This is a genomic window from Lacinutrix sp. MEBiC02595 (assembly GCF_053601555.1).
Map to the genome: position 1 here is coordinate 409,194 of NZ_JBSHNU010000222.1, position 18,983 is coordinate 428,176.

General features: G+C 31.3%; 17 protein-coding genes. 3 read left to right on the forward strand and 14 right to left on the reverse strand.

Annotated elements, in window-relative coordinates:
* Positions 1–133 precede the first annotated feature (133 nt).
* Positions 134–1,138: a tetraacyldisaccharide 4'-kinase gene (lpxK, locus tag ACVCZW_RS11640; RefSeq protein ID WP_452232495.1), complete on the forward strand. Its 1,005-nt coding sequence runs from the start codon at positions 134–136 to the stop codon at positions 1,136–1,138.
* On the opposite strand, the gene ACVCZW_RS11645 is transcribed toward lpxK, so the two are convergent.
* The 11 genes from ACVCZW_RS11645 to ACVCZW_RS11695 all read right to left on the reverse strand — a co-directional run bounded on the left by ACVCZW_RS11645 (position 1,131) and on the right by ACVCZW_RS11695 (position 12,131).
* On the reverse strand, positions 1,131–3,365 hold the full coding sequence (locus tag ACVCZW_RS11645) for an ATP-binding protein (protein ID WP_452232496.1): 2,235 nt from the start codon (positions 3,363–3,365) through the stop codon (positions 1,131–1,133). The genes lpxK and ACVCZW_RS11645 overlap by 8 nt on opposite strands.
* Positions 3,366–3,413: 48 nt before the next feature.
* The gene (gene gap / locus ACVCZW_RS11650) at positions 3,414–4,412 is read right to left on the reverse strand and encodes a type I glyceraldehyde-3-phosphate dehydrogenase (RefSeq protein ID WP_452232497.1); all 999 of its coding nucleotides are present in this window, start codon (positions 4,410–4,412) and stop codon (positions 3,414–3,416) included.
* Positions 4,412–5,290 carry a lipoyl synthase gene (gene lipA, locus ACVCZW_RS11655; RefSeq protein ID WP_452228590.1) on the reverse strand — a complete coding sequence of 293 codons (879 nt, stop codon included), beginning with the start codon at positions 5,288–5,290 and terminating at the stop codon, positions 4,412–4,414. Before lipA ends, gap begins: the two co-directional genes overlap by 1 nt.
* A gap of 53 nt (positions 5,291–5,343) precedes the next feature.
* Positions 5,344–6,558 carry an Nramp family divalent metal transporter gene (locus ACVCZW_RS11660; protein WP_452228591.1) on the reverse strand — a complete coding sequence of 405 codons (1,215 nt, stop codon included), beginning with the start codon at positions 6,556–6,558 and terminating at the stop codon, positions 5,344–5,346.
* Positions 6,558–7,106: an RNA polymerase sigma factor gene (locus tag ACVCZW_RS11665; RefSeq protein WP_452228592.1), complete on the reverse strand. Its 549-nt coding sequence runs from the start codon at positions 7,104–7,106 to the stop codon at positions 6,558–6,560. Before ACVCZW_RS11665 ends, ACVCZW_RS11660 begins: the two co-directional genes overlap by 1 nt.
* The gene (locus tag ACVCZW_RS11670) at positions 7,097–8,209 is read right to left on the reverse strand and encodes a glycosyltransferase (RefSeq protein ID WP_452228593.1); all 1,113 of its coding nucleotides are present in this window, start codon (positions 8,207–8,209) and stop codon (positions 7,097–7,099) included. The genes ACVCZW_RS11665 and ACVCZW_RS11670 overlap by 10 nt, the downstream gene beginning before the upstream one ends.
* A 6-nt stretch (positions 8,210–8,215) precedes the next feature.
* A complete protein-coding gene (locus ACVCZW_RS11675; protein WP_452228594.1) occupies positions 8,216–8,419 on the reverse strand; it encodes a membrane or secreted protein in 204 nt (67 codons plus the stop codon).
* Positions 8,420–8,530: 111 nt separating this feature from the next.
* On the reverse strand, positions 8,531–9,322 hold the full coding sequence (locus tag ACVCZW_RS11680; RefSeq protein ID WP_452228595.1) for an anti-sigma factor: 792 nt from the start codon (positions 9,320–9,322) through the stop codon (positions 8,531–8,533).
* Positions 9,315–9,863, reverse strand: coding sequence for an RNA polymerase sigma factor (locus ACVCZW_RS11685; RefSeq protein WP_452228596.1), 549 nt, complete (start codon positions 9,861–9,863; stop codon positions 9,315–9,317). The genes ACVCZW_RS11680 and ACVCZW_RS11685 overlap by 8 nt, the downstream gene beginning before the upstream one ends.
* A gap of 64 nt (positions 9,864–9,927) precedes the next feature.
* Positions 9,928–10,941 carry a UDP-N-acetylmuramate dehydrogenase gene (gene murB, locus ACVCZW_RS11690; RefSeq protein ID WP_452228597.1) on the reverse strand — a complete coding sequence of 338 codons (1,014 nt, stop codon included), beginning with the start codon at positions 10,939–10,941 and terminating at the stop codon, positions 9,928–9,930.
* On the reverse strand, positions 10,941–12,131 hold the full coding sequence (locus ACVCZW_RS11695) for a pyridoxal phosphate-dependent aminotransferase (RefSeq protein ID WP_452228598.1): 1,191 nt from the start codon (positions 12,129–12,131) through the stop codon (positions 10,941–10,943). The genes murB and ACVCZW_RS11695 overlap by 1 nt, the downstream gene beginning before the upstream one ends.
* Before the next feature lie 122 nt (positions 12,132–12,253).
* On the opposite strand from ACVCZW_RS11695, the gene ACVCZW_RS11700 reads away from it, so the two are divergent.
* Positions 12,254–13,594: an aspartyl protease family protein gene (locus tag ACVCZW_RS11700; protein ID WP_452228599.1), complete on the forward strand. Its 1,341-nt coding sequence runs from the start codon at positions 12,254–12,256 to the stop codon at positions 13,592–13,594.
* A 61-nt stretch (positions 13,595–13,655) separates the two neighbouring features.
* On the opposite strand, the gene ACVCZW_RS11705 is transcribed toward ACVCZW_RS11700, so the two are convergent.
* A complete protein-coding gene (locus tag ACVCZW_RS11705) occupies positions 13,656–14,081 on the reverse strand; it encodes a DUF1573 domain-containing protein (protein ID WP_452228757.1) in 426 nt (141 codons plus the stop codon).
* 248 nt (positions 14,082–14,329) lie between these two features.
* On the opposite strand from ACVCZW_RS11705, the gene ACVCZW_RS11710 reads away from it, so the two are divergent.
* Positions 14,330–16,966, forward strand: coding sequence for a valine--tRNA ligase (locus ACVCZW_RS11710; protein WP_452232498.1), 2,637 nt, complete (start codon positions 14,330–14,332; stop codon positions 16,964–16,966).
* A gap of 212 nt (positions 16,967–17,178) precedes the next feature.
* Here the strand turns inward: ACVCZW_RS11710 and ACVCZW_RS11715 are convergent, their stop codons facing one another.
* Together ACVCZW_RS11715 and ACVCZW_RS11720 are read right to left on the reverse strand one after the other, a co-directional pair.
* Positions 17,179–17,316, reverse strand: coding sequence for a hypothetical protein (locus tag ACVCZW_RS11715; protein WP_452228601.1), 138 nt, complete (start codon positions 17,314–17,316; stop codon positions 17,179–17,181).
* A 147-nt stretch (positions 17,317–17,463) separates the two neighbouring features.
* Positions 17,464–18,918 carry a TlpA family protein disulfide reductase gene (locus tag ACVCZW_RS11720; RefSeq protein ID WP_452232499.1) on the reverse strand — a complete coding sequence of 485 codons (1,455 nt, stop codon included), beginning with the start codon at positions 18,916–18,918 and terminating at the stop codon, positions 17,464–17,466.
* Positions 18,919–18,983: the final 65 nt, after the last annotated feature.

Sequence of the window (18,983 nt, forward strand, 5' to 3'; positions counted from 1 at the left end):
GTAACAAATATAAAATATTTACATTCATGTGTTGGTATTTATTCTTTTTAAAATGTTCATGTAATCCCTATTGGCGTAATAATTATTATCTTCGATTTTTAAAAATTAATCAACTATTTCCTATTTGTTTTATATGAAATTATTAAGATACATTTTATTCCCTATTGTACCTATATACTATTTAGTAACGTGGTTACGCAATGTGTTTTATGATATTGGTGTTTTTAAATCTAAGTCCTATAGTTTTCCTATAATTGCTGTTGGTAATTTAAGTGTTGGCGGCACTGGTAAAACACCGATGATAGAATATTTAATTGCTTTACTGAAAGATAAAAAACAAGTTGCCACGTTAAGTAGAGGGTATAAAAGAAGTAGTGAAGGATTTTATTTGGCTGATAAATACGCTAATGCAAAGACTTTAGGTGACGAGCCTTTTCAGTTTTATAGAAAATTTAATGAATCTATTCAAGTTGCAGTGGATGCGGATAGGCAAAACGGAATAGCTAATTTAATGCAGCAAAAAACTGCTCCAGAAGTTATTTTATTAGACGATGCTTACCAACACCGAAAAGTACAAGCAGGATTTTATATTTTATTAACTACGTATGCTAATTTATATACCAACGATTGGGTTTTGCCAACAGGAAATTTACGAGAACCAAGGGCAGGAGCTAAGCGCGCAAATTGTATTATAGTTACTAAATGTCCAGAAAAACTAAAGGATGTTGATAAAGAAAATATTATAAAGAGAATTAGACCTAAAGCAAATCAAAGTGTGTTTTTTAGTTCTATTTTTTATGCAGATGCTGTTTTTTCCGAAGAAAAGAAACTTAGTCTGAATGCGGTAAAAGATTTTACTTTGGTTACTGGAATTGCAAATGCAGCGCCTTTAGTACATCATTTAGAAAAGGAAGGTTTGCATTTTGATCATTTAGAATATAAGGATCACCATGATTTTACAGCAGAAGATATTGCCCTTTTTAAAAGTAAGTCGCTTATTGTTACTACAGAAAAAGATTATGTAAGATTATTACAGTTCGAAGCTTTAAAAAATAAAGTGTTTTATTTACCTATAGAAGTACGTCTAGATAAGCCCGAAGTTTTTAATACGCAAATTTTAGAGTTTGTAACTACTTAACTATTGCAATTTCTTCTTCTATTAGCGCTTGGTAAAGTTTCTTTTCAAAGTCTTCTTGCTTAAATGGTTTTGATATAATGTCATCAAATCCTGCTTCTTCAAACTCATGCATTTTATCTTCAAGAGTTACCGCTGTTAAAGCAAATATGGTAAGGTCTTTTTTAAATCCTCTAATTATTTTTGTAGCTTCTAATCCGCTAATTCCAGGCATGTGTATATCCATTAAAACCACGTCGTAATTTGTGTTTCTAACTTGCTCTACAGCATCTTCTCCGTTCTCCACAATGTCACAATTAAGATTCATTTTATTAAGAATCTTTTTGGTAATCATTTGGTTGATTTTGTTGTCTTCGACTACTAAGATTTTTATTGTGCTCAATTCTATTTCGCTTATGTTTTTAAAATAATTCTTTTTATTTTCTTCTTCTTCAATGATCTGTTCTGTATAGTTTAATGGTATTTCAAAAATAAAAGTGGAGCCTTTGCCCAGTTCACTTTTAAGGTAAATCTTTCCTTTTAAAATATCTATTAATCCTTTTACAATCGATAGACCTAAACCAGTACCTCCATATTTTCTATTGATTTGAATAGAGCCTTGCGAAAAGCTTTCAAACATATGTTCTTGTTTTTCTTTGCTAATACCAATTCCATTATCTTCAATTTCAAATCTTATAGAATAACTTTTACCTGTTTTACTAAGCTTATATACTCTAACCCAGATATCACCATCTTTTGTAAATTTAATAGAATTACCAATAAGATTAATTAATATTTGAGAAATTTTAAGTTGATCTGCATTATAGTTTTCTGGTAAGTCTTTGTCGTATTCAAAATGAAGTTTTATGCTATTGTCTAATGCCGAATTGTTTAGTGCTGCAATAACATTAGCGACTTTCTTTTTTAAATTGAATACTTCCGGTTCTACTTCCACCTTATTCGCTTCAATTTTATTTATTTGAAGAATATCATTAATAAAAGTTAATAGGTAATCTCCTGAAAATTTTAAGGACTTTAAATGTTGTACTTGTTCTGGTTTCGGGTTTTCGTCCAAAAGCATATTACTTAAACCAGTTACTGCATATAAAGGAGTTCTTAATTCATGTGTTACCGTAGATAAAAAGTTAGCTTTTGTTTTTGAAGCTAATTCTGCTTTTTCTTTTGCTAGAATAAGTTCGCCATTCTTTTTATGCAACATATTGTTGGTTTTTAACCGTATTCTGTTGTTTTTGTATAGCGATAAAGTTAATAGCGATAAAATGGTAATTAGTGCGACACTTAAAATAGCTGTTAATTTACTAAGGTTTTTAGAGTCTTGGAGTTCTTCCAGATCTGCAGCTTGCTTTTCTTGGTATTCTGTCTGGCTTTTAATTAAATGTTCCAATCGTTTTTCTGGAGACATGTTTTGTCTTTTAACGCTTAAAAGTGAATCCGATAATTTGATATGTTTTTTTAAATAATCATTTGCAAGTTTGTAGTTATTGCTTTCTTGATTTAAATCGCTTAAAACAAAATACCCATGACTTAAAACATTGTCAAAACCATTGTTAATGGCTTCATTTACACCATTATTAGTAACCTCAATAGCTTTATCAATATTATTAAGTTTAGCATACGCGATACCTAGATTTATTTGTGCACTACTATGTATTTTTTTTAAATTGTATCTGCTAGCTAAAGCTATAGTGCTTTCAAAAAGCAGTTTGGCTTCTTTATAATCATTTAATGCTATATAGGTTAGTCCTTTATTTAGTTCAACCTCTGCCACAAAATCATTTAGTCCTTCTTGCTCAAAAAGATTTTTTGAGGATTTATAATAATCTAAAGCAGTGTTGTATTCTTTTTTTGCAACATAAACATTACCAAAAGTTTTGTAGGATTCTGCTAGGTTAATTTTATCATTTGAAATACGCTGTGTGGCAACAGCTTTTGTTAGATGCTTTATTGCTGCATCCGGTTCTTCAAGGATGTATTCAATTTTTCCAAGTTTAGAATGTACTAAGCCTATACTCTTGTGGTCTCCAATAGTGGTAGCATGCACAAGCGCATTTTCAAGGGCATTCTGAGCCTTGAAATAATTAGAATTGTCTATGTCTTTTTGTGCTAATCTTATGAGGTTATTTACATTTTGTTGTATAGTGTCTTTCTCTTGAGTAGTGATTTCTTGAGAGAAAACACTGCAACTCAACAACATGATAATAGCACATATATAGTAGTTGATTCGGAACATTTTTTTTAACTATGATATAAACAAATATAGATATTTATTCGATAAAAGTTAACTTTTTACCGATAAATCGCTAATTAAGTCGATTAATCTGCTAGAATAACCTGTCTCATTATCATACCAACCTATAATTTTCACCATATTTCCTATGGTCGAAGTCATTTGTGCGTCAAATATACAAGAATGTGTATTACCTACTATATCAATAGAAACTATAGGGTCTTCGGTATACTCTAATATACCTTTGTATTTATTTTGTGAAGCTTTTTTAAAGGCATTATTGATCTCCTCGATGGTTACATTTCTCTCTACATTTAAAGTGATGTCTGTAAGTGAGCCATTAGCTACAGGAACTCTTATGCCACAACCACCAATTACATTGGCTAAATCTGGAAATATTTTGGTGAGAGCCTTTGCCGCTCCAGTAGTTGTTGGTACAATAGATTGACCAGCAGCTCTTGCACGACGTAAATCTCTATGTGGTTGATCGTGTAAACTTTGGTCTGTAGTGTACGAGTGTACTGTTGTAATATATGCCTGCTTAATACCGCAAAGTTCTTGCATTATGGCAAGCATTGGTGCGGCATTGTTGGTTGTGCAAGATGCGTTAGATATTATTTTTTCGGTACCATCTAGAATAGATTCATTTACACCTAAAACGATTAGCTTGATGGCATCATCAATAGGAGGAACAGTTAATATAACGCGTTTTGCTCCATTTTTAATATGAAGGTTTAGGGATGCTTCGGTTTTAAATTTTCCTGTGGCTTCAATAACAAAATCGATATTAAAAGGTTTCCAATTAATATCTTCTAGTTTTTGCTTATTTAGTAAAGGAATGTTTTTATTGTTCACTATAATATGATCTTCGGTACAAGAAATATCTTCATGAAAAATACCATGAATGCTATCATACTTTAGTAGATGACTAAGTGTTCTTGCGTCTGCTAAATCATTTATAGCAACGACTTGAATGTTTGGGTTGTTTTGAAGTAATCTGAAAACACGTCTGCCAATTCTTCCAAATCCGTTTATTGCAACATGAATCATTAGTTAATATGTTTTTGTGCTTTGTAAGAGGAACGCACCAATGCGCTACTTTCTACATGGCGAAAACCAAGACCTAAACCAATTTCTTTATATTCTTCAAACTGATCTGGAGTAATAAATTGTTTTACTGGTAAATGTTTTTTGCTTGGTTGCAAATATTGGCCAATAGTAACTACATCTACATCATTAGCTCTTAAATCATGTAATGTTTCTATAACTTCTTCACGCATTTCACCAAGACCTAACATAATACCAGATTTTGTACGTCTTTGTCCTTGTTGCTTTAGGTATTTTAAAACGCCTAAACTTCTGTCATATTTTGCTTGAATACGCACTTCTCGAGTTAAGCGTCTAACAGTTTCAATATTATGGGAAACCACTTCTGGCGCAACATCTATTATTCTGTCTATATGTAATTCTATACCTTGAAAATCTGGAATAAGTGTTTCTATTGTCGTTTCCGGATTCATTCTGCGGACAGCTTTCACGGTTTCACTCCACATAATGCTTCCCATATCTTTTAGGTCATCACGATCTACACTTGTTAAAACGGCATGCTTGATATTCATTATTTTAATAGAGCGAGCTACTTTTTCTGGTTCATCCCAGTCTACCGTTTCCGGTCTTCCTGTTTTTACACCACAAAAACCACAAGATCGTGTGCAAACGTTACCAAGAATCATAAAGGTTGCTGTGCCTTCTCCCCAGCACTCTCCCATATTTGGGCAGCTTCCGGAAGCGCAAATAGTATTCAGTTTATATTTATCTACTAAACCACGAAGTTCTGTGTATTTCTTACCTGTTGGTAACTTTACACGAAGCCATTTAGGTTTTGCTATACGTTCTGGAATTATATTTGAAGCAGTATCTGTATTCATTTACTTTGTAATTTCTAAGTACAAAGATACAAAGTATTCTATTAAAAAAGCCTTTATAGAATGGTGAGATACCAAATACTAAAACCTATTAAAAACAAAATGCCCAATATGCTTAATGCGTGTAGTGTTTTTGTAGGTCGCCATTCTTTTGGAGTATGTTTTCCGCTAATAAGTATGTAATTTATTATGGCGTAAAAAGGAGCCGTTAAAAAAGATAATATGGTCGCTATTTTTATTAATAAACCCATTTCTGAAGCAAAATAAAAAAAGATTAAAATACTACCAATAACTAGAAAAAGGATCCAAAATAGATATCCTTTACTATGGGTTTTATTGGTTAATAGCTCCACCGTTTTAGACATTGCTCTTGGGGATGCATCTAATGTGGTTAGTGTAGTACTAAACATGGTGGTAAAGGCAGCAATGCCAATTAAAACATAAGACCAGCGACCAAGGTTTTTTGTGTACATTTCTATTAGCTGATTTGAAAAAACTGCGGCAGAAGCACTAAAGGTTTCTCCGCTATTATGCATTACTAAATAACCTAGTAATAAGAAACCAATACCTAAAAATATAGCAACAATGTAGCCAACGTTAAAATCTAATAATGCCGATTTTGGTGTATAATATTTAGTGCCTTTTTGTTTTTCAATAGTCCATAAAGATTGCCAAACAGCAATGTCTAACGGTGCGGGCATCCAGCCCATAAAAGCAATGAGGAAAGCTATTTCTATACTGTTTTTTGGAAGTATTTGGGTGAGTATTAAGCTGTCATTATGTTTAGAGAAAGCAAAGGAAACTGCGATAAGTGTACTTATGGTAAGTGTAATAATGATGATTTTCATTAACGTATCTAGTAACTTGTATTTTCCTAGAAATAGAATAATTAGGCAAACACCTAGGATTAGAATAGTCCATGTTTTAATATCAATAAAATCTCCAAAAAGTGTAGTCGCTAAACCCGCACTAACGATAGTTACGGCAGCTTGTATGGTAAACATAGTGGCTATATTGAGAATAAAATAAAAGATTAAAACACCTTTGCCGAGTTTTTTATAGCCATCTAAAAGACTTTCTCCTGTAGCCGATGCGTAACGAGGGCCAAATTGAAAAAAAGGGTATTTAATTAAATTTACCAGTAATAATGCCCAAAGTAAACCTAATCCAAAATCTGCTCCTGCTCTTGTAGATTGTACTAAATGTGAAACGCCAATGGCAGCTCCAGCAAATAATAGTCCAGGACCAAATTTTTTTAAAAGCTGTGTCATTATTTTTTCTGAATAATCTCTGCTAATAGTTTTTTGGCACGTAAGAGTTTTACCTTGACGTTGTTTATAGGTTCGTCTAGCTTGGTCGATATTTCTTTGTAGCTTAACTCTTGAAAATAGCGAAGGTTAATAACTTCTTGGTAATGTGGTTTTAGTTTTTTAATATCACGAAGTAGTTTGGCTAAATTTTGCTCTGTAATAAGTTTGTCTTCTACGGAAGGGGTTTCGTCTAAAATTTGAAAAATAGAATCTTCATCATCTTTAGATATTTCAGTAGAAATGGAACGTTTTTCTTTTCGTAATAAATCGATATGAATGTTTTTCGAAATGGTAATCAGCCAGGTTTTAAACTTGTATTCCGACTTATAGGTATCTATTTTATCGAAAGCTCTAGAAAAGGTTTGAATGGTAACATCTTCTGCATCGTTTTCATTTTGAATACGTTTTAACTGAAAACCATATACGTCATCCCAAAAAGTATTTAATAAAAAATTAAAGGCCTTCTGTTCGTTTTTTTTTGCTTGTAGTATAGCTTCTTCTATTTCCAATATTTCGGTTTTGCAATAAGATTGGTTATAAATATAGTTAATTGCATGCCAATTAAAAAAATCTCTAAAAAAGGAAGAAAAATAATAAGGTCTTTTTCGTCTAGTTTTTTTGAGGTTTTACCAAACACTATATAAAAAATAAGGAATCTTAAGATGAATAAAGGCAAAACTATTTGCCAAGAATACGTCGATATAAGTAATATAATGGCCAAAGCATAAAATGAAAATTGTGAAATATAAAAAATAGCAAGTAGCACTTTGTGTATTGGCTTATAATGTTTGGCAGTAGAAACATGTCTTCTTTTCTGTAAAATCCAATCTTTAAAAGTTGTTTTCGGATTAGAAATAGTAAAACTCTCTTTTGTAAAACAGATGCTTGTGTTTTTCTTTGTTGCCACTTGATTTATAAATAAATCATCATCACCAGAACGAATTTGCATGTGGTTTATAAAACCATTTGCTTTAAAAAATTCTTCCTTTTTATACGCTAAATTTCTACCAACTCCCATAAAAGGTATTCCAGATTGGGCATAAGAAAAATATTGTAAAGCGGTTAATAAAGTTTCAAATCGTATGAGTTTATTTAAAAAAGAACTTTTAATTTTAGCGTACGCTCCGTAACCTAAAACAATACTTTTTGTGTTGTTAAAGTGTGCGCTTATTTCTTGTAACCAGTATTTAGAATTTGGTTTACAATCTGCATCTGTAAAAAGCAAAAGTTCGTTTTTTGATGCTTTTATACCAAGTGTTAATGCGTATTTTTTATTGCCATAAAAAGCTTCGGTAGGTATTACATTTACAATTTTGATATTGTTGTGTTTTGCGGCAAAGGCTTCCATGATGTCTAGCGTATCATCGTGAGAGTTGTCGTTAATTAAAACAACTTCAAAATCTGGATAATCTTGATTTAATATATATGGAAGAAATTTCTTTAAATTATCGGCTTCATTTTTAGCACAAATAAGAATAGAAACCGCATTTTTTTTTTGTGGTTTTTTCTTCGGGTTTAAAAAAGCAAATTTTGAAAATAAGAAAAGATAATATATAATTTGAATAAATACTACAGCTATAAAAGCGTAGAAGGTAATATTCAGTAGAACCATGTACTTTTAAGAATGTTGAGGTTCGCTACAATCTTGGTATTGCTCAGGAGTTTTTCCGCAAAAGCCGCAAGATTCTCCGTCTTTATTTAACATAGGGTTTTGGCTAGCACAAGTACCGGCAAATTTCCCGTCTTTTTTTGCCCAAATTTTTATTGCTATTCCAGCGATTGCTAAACCTAAAAGTACTAATGTAATTGCTAGTAGTTTCATTTGTGTATTGTTGTTAATAATTTCTACAAAGATACTACTTTTTAGGAAATGGATATACTAAAAAAGCCTCGCTTTTTAAAACGAGGCTAGTGATTATTATATGGAAGTAATTTACTTTTTTAAGCTAATTTCTGCAACAGATTTTTCAACCGAAGCATTTTCATTTCCTCCTTTTGGTTCGATTGTTATATTTAAGCCTAAAGCATTTTCTGTGTATGGTAAAGGTATAAGTTGACTATCTGTTTCGTTTAATATACCTAAACTAACCATTTTGTCTTGTACTTCGGCCCAAATTTGGTAGCATTGTTCTTCTGGCAATTGCGGTAAAGAAACCACATCTATCATCGATGTTTTATCTATAGGGTTTATATATGCAACCGTTTTCAAGTTTTTAGCTCTTGCGTTTCCTTTTATAATATACTTTTGTGTTTCCGGATTGTTAAGCTGTTTAAATTGTAGCATAATATCACTTAGCATTAGATTGTTTTGGTCTATGTCGCTACGTAGATCAAAAATCTCATCTGCTATAACTTGATTTTCGCGTAATAGTTCTTGATTATTCATGTAAAACATGAAGGTAGAACCTGCAAAAATTAAGGCAGTTATACTTGCGGCTACACTAAACTTATACCAGGTTTTTTGTTTTGGCGCAGTTGGTAGTGCAATAACTGGTTTTTCGTCAAGCGCAGAAAGTATATTGTCTAATATATGTTCTGGCGCTTCCATGGCATTACTTTTAGCAACAATCTCAAGGTTGTGCTGTAAAGTGTTGTAGGCATTCTTAACTTCAGGGTATTTGGCAATATAAGCTTCTACCATTTCAGATTCCTCTGTACTGGCGTTGCCTACTAAATATTTGTCTAATAGATCTGAATTTAAAAATGTAATTATTTTATCATTCATTACTTTTTGGTTCTGGATCGTAAATCTTTTTTAATTCACGTAATCCAATTTTTAATCTTGATTTTACGGTACCAAGTGGAATATTCAATTCATCACTTGCTTCTTGTTGTGTCATGCCTTCAAAAAACAGGGCATTAATTACTATTTGATATTTTCCATCTATTGTTTTTAGATGTGTTTTAATATCAATAACGTCTTGATTCAAGCTGTTGCTTGTTAGTTTATATACGTTAGAATTTTCAATTTGGACTTCTTTACTTTGTTTATTTGATACCGATCTTATTTTATCAATTGCTGTATTGTACGCAATTCGGTATAGCCAAGTAAAAAGTTTTGCTTTTTTAGCATCGTAAGTTTGGGCTTTTTTCCAAACTTTTATAAAGGTTTCTTGCAATGCATCTTGCGCTAAATCTTGGTCTGCGATGACTTTAGAAATCACACCAAGTAGCGTGTCTGAGTAATTTTGGTACAACAAAGTAATGGCTTTTTTGTCGCCTTGTTCTAGTAAACTAACTATTTGTTGCTCTATTGGTGTACTCAAAAGATATTTTTGTTTAGTGTTGAACTAACTTATAGGAAATCAAAGTTATAGATTTATTTTAGATTTAAATAATATTTACTTCGGCTTCTATTGATATATTAAATATACGCTTTATTGTTTCTTGTATTACTTGAGATAGTTTTAATATTTCAATTCCTTTAGCATTATTATAATTCACCAAAACTAATGCTTGCTTTTCATGTACACCATAATTGCCAAAACGTTTTCCTTTAAAGCCCGCTTTTTCTATAAGCCAACCTGCAGGTATTTTAACAGATGTGTTGGTAACAGGATAGTTTGGTATTTCAGGGAAATTTTGTTTTAAACTTTCAAAATCCTTTAATGAAATCACGGGGTTTTTAAAAAAACTTCCGCTATTCCCAATTTCTTTGGGGTTTGGTAACTTGCTTTCGCGAATTGCAATAACCGCTTTAGAAACATCTTGAATGGTTGGTTTCTCTACGTTCATTATTTCTAGTTGCGTAGAAATTGCTCCGTAATTGGTGCGAAGGGTATGGCTGTTTTTGGTTAATTTAAAAAGAACACTTGTAATGATATATTTTCCTTTTAATTCTTGTTTAAAAACGGAATTTCTATAGTCAAAATGACATTCGGATTTTGTGAAAATTTTGGTTTTTCGTGTTCCTATTTCCAAGGCTTCGCAAGAAATAAATGCATCTTTTAACTCGACACCGTAAGCACCAATGTTTTGAATTGGAGCAGTACCCACATTACCAGGAATTAAGGAAAGATTTTCTATACCTCCAAAATTATTTTGCAAACACCAAAGTACAAACGCATGCCAATTTTCACCAGCTTGTGCTTTTACTAGGACAGAGGTGTCCTCCTGCGAAACAATTTCTATTCCTTTTAAGTTAATATGCATTACTAATGCCTGCACGTCTTGAGTAAGTAGCATATTGCTTCCACCACCAAGAATAAACCTTTCAGGATATTCTGGCAGTTGAAGCACGCTTTTTAAACTTTCTATAGAATTTATAGATACAAAATGTTTTGCTTTTGCATCTATGCCAAAAGTGTTGTGTTCTTTTAAAGATATGTTATGTTGTATTTGCACTAGTCTTTATAAACTTTAAGAGCTTCTTTAAGAATATGTACCGCTTTCACAAGGCTTTCTTTATTAAGCACATAAGCAATACGTATTTGGTTTAAGCCAACTCCAGGAGTAGAATAAAATCCGCCAGCAGGAGCTACCATAACGGTTTCTCCATTTAAGTCAAAATCTTCTAAAAGCCATTGCGCAAAAGCATCACTATTTTTAATAGGTAATTGTGCAATACAATAAAAGGCACCTTTCGGTTTTGCTACTTGAACCCCTTCTATTTTTTGTAATTCGGTAATAAGTACGTTACGTCTTTCTACATATTCTTCAATAACATCATCAAAATAACTTTGAGGCGTATCTAAAGCAGCCTCACTTGCAATTTGCGCTAGTGTTGGCGGACTTAGTCTTGCTTGTGCGAATTTTAGTGCCGTTTGTATTACTTCTTTGTTTTTAGAAACCAAACAACCAATTCTTGCACCACACATACTATATCTTTTAGATACAGAATCAATCATGATTGCATTTTCTTCTAATCCTTCTTCTTGCATGATAGAGTAATGGGTATTACCATCATAGGCAAACTCTCTATATACTTCATCCGCGATTAAAAACAAATCGTGCTTTTTTACTATAGCAGCAAGTTTTTTAATTTCTTCTTTAGAATATAAATACCCTGTAGGATTTCCTGGGTTACAAATTAAGATTGCTTTGGTTCTTGGAGTAATAAGTTTTTCGAACTCTTCAATTGGAGGTAAAGCAAAGTTATCTTCAATTTTAGATATAACAGGAACCACTTTTACTCCAGAAGAAGTGGAGAAACCATTATAATTTGCGTAAAATGGTTCTGGAATAATAATTTCATCATCCACATCCATAATGCTTCCAAAGGCAAAAAGCAACGCTTCACTTCCTCCTGTAGTTACAATAATATCATCATGTTTTACATGAATATCATTTTTAGCATAGTAGTTCGCTATTTTGTTTCGGTATTGTTCAGAGCCTTCCGATCTGGAGTACGCTAATACTTCTAAAGAAATCGATTTTACAGCATCTAATGCTATTTTCGGAGTCTTAATATCTGGTTGGCCAATGTTTAAATAATATATAGATTTTCCATTTTTTGTAGCTTCTTCAGCAAATGGAACTAGTTTTCTAATAGGTGATTGTGGCATTAATTGCCCTTTTTTTGAAATTGCTGGCATTTTATAAATATTTGAGATACAAAGTTGCGAAAATTATATCGAATTTTTTTTAAAAAGTAGTACTAAATACAGATTTAAGAAGAAAGATTTGTAAATTGATGGAGAAGTATTTTTTTGATCTTATGAAAAAAATAGCCTTTACTTTTCTATTTCTATTTAGTTTCTCCTTTTTGGGTTTTTCTCAAGGCACTTTCGTAATTCAAAATAAAAAGAAAAGAGATAAAATAAAGTTTAAATTAATTAATAATTTAATTGTAATTCCTGTAAAAATTAATGGGGTAACGCTTTCTTTTATATTGGATACAGGAGTGAGTAAGCCTATTCTTTTTAATATTTATAATATAAATGAAACCTTAAAAATTAATAATGCCGAAAAAATAGTAATTCGAGGTTTAGGGGAAGGAGAATCGGTAGAAGCATTACGATCTAGAAATAATTTAATAGAAATTGGGGAGGCAATTAATATAGACCAAGACCTGTATGTGGTTTATAATTCTAAATTAGATTTTGCGCCAAAATTAGGAATCCCTATTCATGGTATTATAGGATATGATTTTTTTAAAGATCTAGTTGTGAAAATAAACTACGCGTCAAAAATCATTAAGATTCATGAAAATGAAACGTATAGGTCTAAAAAATGTAAAAAGTGTGAGTATCTGCCTTTGTATTTTTATAATAAAAAACCGTATATAAACGCACAAGTTACTATCGAAGATGTGAAAATCCCGGTTAAATTATTAATAGATTCTGGCGGAAGTGATTCTCTTTGGTTATTTGAAGATGCTTCCTTAGGTATAAACGCACATGATAATAGTTTTATAGATTTTTTGGGACACGGATTAAGCGGAAGCGTATATGGAAAACGTGCTAAAATAGAAGCTTTTGCTATTAATAGATTTATTCTAAAAAATGCAAATGTTGCTTTTCCGGAAGCTACTTCAATTTCGTTTGCAAAAAACCATAAAGATAGAAATGGTAGTATTGCTGGTGATGTTTTAAAAAGATTCCATATTATTTTTAATTATAAAAAAGCTTCTATGCAGCTAAAAAAAAATAAATATTTTAAAGAAGCTTTTAGTTATAATAAAAGCGGCATTGAGTTAGAGCAAAGTGGTATTCGATTAGTACGAGAAAAAGATTTTTCTAATATCATTAAAAACCAAGAAAACACTAGTAGTTTAGATAATGGTCAAGGTACTAGAATTGTTTTTGATACGAATTATAAACTTTCCGTTAAACCTGCATTTACAATCGTAGAGTTGCGTAAAGACTCGCCAGCAGAAAAAGCAGGACTACAAGTTGGTGATATCATTTTTAGAATAAATGGAAAGGAAACCTATAATTTTACACTACAACAAATGACGCAATATTTTTATGATAAAGATGGTAAGCATATAAAACTGAAGGTGGATAGGTTTGGCGCGGAATTAGACTTTCAGTTTAAATTAGAAAGTTTGTTTTAACAAAAAAGGCTGTTTACTAATGCGTAAACAACCTTTTGAAATTATAATTATTGTAAGAAAATTAATTTTCTATTACACTTTTCTGTCTTTTTTCAAGAACACTTGTTTTGCTAGGATCAATAACTTCTCCTTTAATTTTTAGCGCTACAGTTGGTGTTTCTGCATTAGAAAGAACGGTAATTGTTTTTCTAATAGGCATAACACGTTTTGTGTCATACTTTACTTGTATTTCTCCAGTAGCTCCAGGCATAATTGGGTCTTTAGGGCTAGATGGTACTGTACAACCACAACTAGAAGATACTTTAGAGATAATAAGTGGCGCGTTTCCAGTATTAGTAAACTCAAAAGTTCTAACGCCATCCGCACCTTTTTCTATCGTACCATAATCTACTGTCGTTGCTTTAAATTCAATTTTCGCCATTTTTTCTTGGGCAGTCATTGAAAAACTAAATATTCCGATAAATAAAATTGTAAGTATTTGTTTCATCATTTTTTAATTTAAATTATTTTTATTTTAAAACACATTTAGTTGATTGCTAATCACTTGTGTTATTTTTGTCTTTAATTCTATTGTAAATCTACTTACTTTTCAGTCATTCTACAAAAATAATGGATGTAATGCACAAATCTTAACATAAACTTTATTGTTAAGGGTACATTAAACAGCATTAATATTTTTCAAAATATAAATTATAAGTACTTTTGCATAATATTATTCAAAAACTATTCCAAAGTATGAACATTCCATCAAAATATGATGCAAATAGTGTAGAAAGTAAGTGGTACAGCTACTGGACAGAACATAAATATTTTCATTCCACACCAGACGACAGAGAACCATATACCATTGTAATTCCGCCACCAAACGTAACTGGAGTTTTACACATGGGACACATGCTTAACAATACTATTCAAGATGTTCTTATACGTCGCGCACGTTTGTTGGGTAAAAATGCATGTTGGGTTCCTGGAACAGATCATGCATCTATTGCTACAGAAGCAAAGGTGGTTGCTAAATTAAAGGAACAAGGAATAGATAAAAACGATTTAACAAGAGAAGAGTTTTTAGCGCATGCTTGGGAATGGACCGAAGAATACGGAGGTGTAATCTTAGAACAACTTAAAAAATTAGGGTGTTCTTGTGATTGGGACAGAACGAAGTTTACCATGGACGACGATATGTCTGAAGCAGTAATTAAAGTTTTTGTGGATTTACACGAAAAAGGATTGATTTATAGAGGTTACCGAATGGTTAACTGGGATCCAGAAGCAAAAACAACACTTTCAGACGAAGAAGTAATTCATGAAGAACGTCAAGGGAATCTTTATTATATCAACTACAAAATTGAAGGAAGCGACGATACATTAACTATCGCAACTACACGTCCGGAAACTATTTTTGGAGATACTGCAATTTGTATCCATCCAGAAGACGAACGCTTTGCTCACTTACGTGGGAAAAAAGCGATTGTGCCAATTTGTAATCGTGTCATCCCAATTATTGAAGATGCCTATGTAGATATTGAATTTGGAACAGGTTGCTTAAAAGTAACTCCGGCACATGATGAAAATGATAAAAACCTTGGAGATAAGCACAAACTGGAAGTTATCGATATCTTTCATGAAGATGCGACTTTAAATAGTTTCGGATTGCAATTTGAAGGTCAAGATCGTTTTGTCGCTAGAAAATCAGTAACCAAAGAATTAGAAAAAATAGGTGCTTTAGTGAAGACTGAAACACATATGAATAAAGTAGGAACTTCAGAAAGAACAAAAGCAGTTATTGAACCAAGATTAAGTGATCAATGGTTCTTAAAAATGGAAGAGTTGGCAAAGCCAGCTATTGAAGCTGTTTTAGGAGAAGATGCCGAGATTAAATTATTTCCAAAGAAATTTGAAAATACATATCGTCACTGGATGGAGAATATTCGCGATTGGAATATCTCTCGTCAGTTACTTTGGGGACAACAAATTCCTGCGTATTTTTATGGTGACGGAAAAGAAGATTTTGTAGTTGCAGAAACTATCGAATTAGCGTTAGAGAAAGCAAAACTAGTAACCAAAAACCAGCAACTAACAACTAGTGACTTACGTCAAGATACCGATGCTCTAGATACATGGTTTAGTTCATGGCTATGGCCAATGTCTGTTTTTGACGGAATTAGAAATCCGGAAAACGAAGACATAAAATATTACTATCCAACTAACGATTTAGTAACTGGACCAGATATTTTATTCTTTTGGGTAGCACGTATGATTATTGCGGGTTACGAGTATAAAGATGAAAAACCGTTTCAAAACGTGTACTTAACAGGATTGGTTCGTGATAAACAACGTCGTAAAATGAGTAAATCTTTAGGGAACTCACCAGACGCTTTAAAACTAATTGAAGAATATAGCGCAGATGGCGTTCGTGTTGGAATGCTATTTAGTAGTGCTGCAGGAAACGATTTGATGTTTGATGAAGCACTTTGCCAACAAGGAAAAGGATTTGGAAATAAAATCTGGAATGCATTTAACCTTACCAATATTTGGGAGGTTAGTGAAACTATTGCGCAACCAAACTCGAGTAAAATTGCTTTAGATTGGTACGAAGCAAAGTTTCAAACGGCCTTAGTAGAAATTGAAGATCACTTTAGTAAATACCGTTTAAGCGATGCTTTAATGTCTATTTATAAGTTGATTTATGATGATTTCTGCGGATGGTTATTAGAGATTGTTAAACCAGCATACCAACAACCAATTGATGCAGTAACGTATAAACAAGTAATGGCTGCTTTTGAGGATAACTTAAAAATATTACATCCATTTATGCCTTTCTTAACGGAAGATATCTGGCAATATATTGCAGAAAGAACTCCAGAAGAAGCCTTAATCATTGCAAAATGGCCAGAAGCGAAACCAATAAACAAGGAGATTATTACGCAGTTTGAATTTGCTTCGGAAGTAATTTCGGGAATACGAACCGTTAGAAAAGAAAAGAATATTGCATTTAAAGATGCCATTGGTTTTTCGGTAATTAATAATGAAAATTCAGATACTACATTTGATGAAGTTATTGCAAAACTCGGAAACTTAGAAGCTATAGCATATGTAAATGAAGCTGTAGAAGGAGCGCTTACGTTTCGAGTAAAATCTAACGAGTATTTTATCCCAATGGATGGTGCCATTGATGTGGAGGCTGAGATTATTAAGTTAACAAAAGAATTGGAGTATACCGAGGGTTCTTTAAAAATAGCACAGAAGAAATTATCTAATGAGCGTTTTGTTGCTGGTGCGCCAGAACAGGTTATTGCTTCCGAGAGAAAAAAGGAAGCAGATGCTTTGGCTAAAATTGAAACTTTAAAATCTAGTTTAGCTAGTTTGAAGTAAGATTATAGAATTATATAATAAAAAAGCCTTTCCGTTTGGAAAGGCTTTTTTTGGTTATTCTAACCATTGATTTATAGGTAGTTTAAAAAAATGATGCTTGAGTTAAGATAGAGACCTCAAACGCTACTTCTAATGATGTCTATTATTCAGAAAAAAGAGCCAATTGTTAATTGACTCTTTTTAGTGTATTTTGATACCTTGTTACGTAAGATCTATACCCAGTATAAACCCCATCTTAAACAAACAGTGTGATTAAGATTCCATTCGATACATTCAATACCTCTTCCTCCATTAACTTCTTTTTGTTCTGCTTTAGTTAAAGCCTTTCCTAAGTTTTTTAAATTTTTCATAATAAAAATATTTGTAAATTAGATTTGCCTAGATCATTTAAAGACACTCCAGGTTTGCGTCTATTTCTCGCGAGAGAATATTTTAAACAGTTGATGCTAACTTTATTGTGTTTAACTATTTTAACGCAATTCTTCAATAAAATAAATTCATTGTATAATATTCAATGAATCAATCTTTTTTATAATAGCATTAAGTTCTAAAGTATCACTTGGAGAAGGAGAGTTTATTAGAAACACATTGTTTTTATTATCTAGAATTGCATAATGTGGAATAGTGTTAAAATTAAAAAAAGTTTTTATAGCTGCATTATTTTTGTCCGTAATTAGGTATTGATCTTTGTTCATTCCAAACCTTTTTAATTCACTTACTTTTTTTCTCCAATTATCTTGTTTTTCATCTATTGAAAAATAAAGAAATTCTACATTTTTTTCTTTAATTAACCTTTGTCTGTATAAGTAACTTTCTTTAATGTCCTTTATACATGGTGCGCACCAACTTGCCCAAAAAGCAATAATTTTAATTCTGTCTCCTTGTTTATTTAAAACATCTTTAAAAGTAATATTGTTTCCATCTATGTCCAATACAATTGAATTAAAGATTTCATCACTTAAGGAGTTGTTAATTTTATTTATTTGGTTAAAAATTCTATTTATTACAACTCTATAATCTTCTACATTTATTTGGGGTAAATAGAACTTTATTTTATCTTTTAGATAGTTTATATCTTTAATATTTAAATGATTATTAAATTCAAAAATCATTTTTGTAATAGCATATTCTTTAGTTTTACCTTTTAAATTTTGATTAATTAAGTCTAATTGATATTCTAATGCTTCTTTTGAATTATTATTATTTTCTGTTATAATTTTAAGATAGTTGGTTAAAGCTAACTGAAAATACAAATTATCATCTTGATCATTTCTTTTAAACAGTTCAATAGTTATATCTTCAAGGTATTCTGTATAATTAGTTATTGTTCCTTTAGGGAATATGTTTGTATTCATTATCCCACTTAGATATTGAAATCTTAAAACTTCTTTTATTTTTTTATAAAAAGAAATAGAAGTTTGTTTATTATTTACATATTGCTCTAAAAAATCTAATCTTTTTTGATATTCTTTTTTTTTGATTTTCTTAAAATCTAAAACACCTAATTTCTCATCATATTTAATATACTCAAACTTTAAATCATAAAGTTCTTTAAAAAAATTATAGTGTGCTGCATTAGTACCTTTAAAAACAATTACTTGTTTTTCTAATCTATAACTAATTGTGTCTCCTGGTGTAACATAAATTATGAATGGATTGGACATAGGTTCAAAACTATAAAACCTAAATAGCCTTGGGGTTTTTAGATTGAAACTTAAGTTTAAATTTTCTTTTTTAGATTTTAGTAAAAATGGTTTATTGGTATACTCAACATTAGTTTCATCTAGTAGTACCGATTTTATTATAGTGTCACTAGTTTGTTCCGGAAATAAAAAAACTGATTTTGCTATGCTTTCTTTTTTTGATATTTCTGTTTTTTGCTTACAATTTAAAAATCCAACAAGAATTGTAATCAGTAATAAAAAAAATGTTGATTTTTCGTTTTTTTTCATAGTAATTAATAGTGTTTTTATTTAAAATAAACCAATGTTATTTAAAATAAAGCCACCTCAATAAA